The organism is Okeania sp. SIO2F4, from assembly GCF_010672385.1.
GTDB lineage: Bacteria > Cyanobacteriota > Cyanobacteriia > Cyanobacteriales > Microcoleaceae > Trichodesmium.
In genome coordinates this window covers 1-2,041 of sequence record NZ_JAAHGT010001263.1, presented here as the reverse complement: position 1 = coordinate 2,041, position 2,041 = coordinate 1, and the positions used below count along the sequence as shown (strand labels likewise).

1 protein-coding gene is annotated in these 2,041 nt (G+C 30.2%); it reads left to right on the top strand.

The window, feature by feature from the left end:
* Nucleotides 1-1,082: 1,082 nt before the first annotated feature.
* The gene (locus F6K22_RS39520; RefSeq protein WP_363275435.1) at nucleotides 1,083-1,865 is read left to right on the top strand and encodes an RNA-guided endonuclease InsQ/TnpB family protein; all 783 of its coding nucleotides are present in this window, start codon (nucleotides 1,083-1,085) and stop codon (nucleotides 1,863-1,865) included.
* Nucleotides 1,866-2,041: the final 176 nt, after the last annotated feature.

Here is a 2,041-nt window from a genome sequence, read left to right as displayed (position 1 = left end):
ATGATGGTTGATGGGGATGACTGTATAAGTAAATTCTTAACTGACTTTATTTGAAAATCTAAACAATCTTATGGTTACTTTATGAATCGCGGATACTGTTATTCCGAGAATAATCAGTTTATTGGACTTGTACCACAGTATTTATGAAATTATTTCCCCACTCCAATAAACTGATTATTCCGAGAATAATCAGTTTATTGGAGTGGGGAAATAATTTCATAAATACTGTGGTACAAGTCACATTATTAAAAGTGATTTATATGACGTATCCGATCAGATGTTATTCAGGCTTCCCACAAAAATATCAGATATTAATTTAATCCCTAAATATATTTATGATTTATACTATATGCACCCTAATATTGTGCCATTCTTAAAATCAAGGGAGATAATCCTTGAAGAATTACCATTCTTGGTAGCTATATATATTTTGAAAAATCTTGAAAATTTCTCTTATAGTAATCCCCGTTGGGCAAAACAAAAGATTTCTCTAAAGCAGAGATTACTGAAAATAAAATATAGACTTTTTGATACAAGAAAGCTAACGTCTAATATTCGAGAAGAATTTTGATTGTACAAATCGGAAACACTAAAATTAGTATTGTAAAGTTTTATTTATTTTATAGAAAAACATAGGAAAACAACTAAAAATATCTGAGACTGAGAAAGGAAAGCAGAACAGCTCGTTAAATGTTTACAGGAGGGATAATGCAATTAGTAGAACGTACTATTATTAAAAAAAATCATCCCAATTATAAATCACTTGATGCTCTAGCTTTCTTGTCTAAAAATCTTGACAATATAGCTAACTACATAGTTAGACAAGAGTTTATTAATAACGGAAATTATCTAGATTATAAAAAGGTTCATGCATTTATTACAATCGGGAGTAGATTATCAAGCAATACCGGCCAAAGTTACGAGCGCAGGTTTTGATTCTTTTAGATAAAAATTGGCAAAGTTTTTTTCAAGCTATAAGAGCTTATAATCAATGTCCAAGTAAGTTTAAAAGCCGTCCTCAACTGCCAAAATATAAACATAAACAGAAAGGGAGGAATATTTGAGTTTATACAAAACAGGCGATTAGTAAAACTCAATTAATAAAAAATCAGAAGATATTACTATCAAAAAGTGAACTATTTTTTGATAGTAAAATAAATTATGATTCTCTGCAACAAGTGAGAATAATTCCTAAGCTTAATTACTATGTTATAGAAGTGGTTTACGAATCCATTGAAGTTAAATTAGATTTGTATGAATATAATGTAGCTTCTGTAGATTTGGGAGTGAATAACTTGGCAACTGTAACATCAAATAAAAAAGGTTTTCAACCCTTTATTATTAACGGCAGACCAGTCAAATCAATTAATCAATTCTATAATTATAAGAAGGGTAAACTACAGTCAGAATTAAAGAAGACTAAAAGTAGTAATCGAATCAAAAGATTATCGACAAAAAGAAATTTTAAGATTGACGATTATCTACATAAGACTAGCAGGTATATTATTAATCATCCGATCAAAAATCAGATAGGAGTTTTAGTAATAGGAAATAATCCTAACTGGAAACAAGACATAAATCTTGGAAGAAAAAACAATCAAAACTTTGTTCAAATTCCTTTTTTTAAGTTAATTGAACAACTAAAGTACAAAGCCAAATTAGTAGGAATCAAAGTAATAATTAATGAAGAAAGTTATACTTCAATTGCTAGTTTTTTAGACTGGGACGACTTACCAGTTTACCAAAAAAGTGTCAAACACAGATTTAGTGGTAAACGAGTGAAAAGAGGACTTTATAAAGCTTCAAATGGTGTCAAATACAATGAGTCATGTCAATGGAAGTTTAAATACCGATACGAAAAGTAGTCCCAAACGCTTTTAGCAATGGGATAGAGGAGCCAGTGCGTTGGGCGGGTCTCCCGACAGTCACGCAACTGGCGTGGTGTTGTAGTTCACCCCGTTAAGGTAACACTTAATTAAAACACTTGTCAAGGAATATTTTTCTATAGATTTAGTAACTATAACTAATATCTCTTCTACAA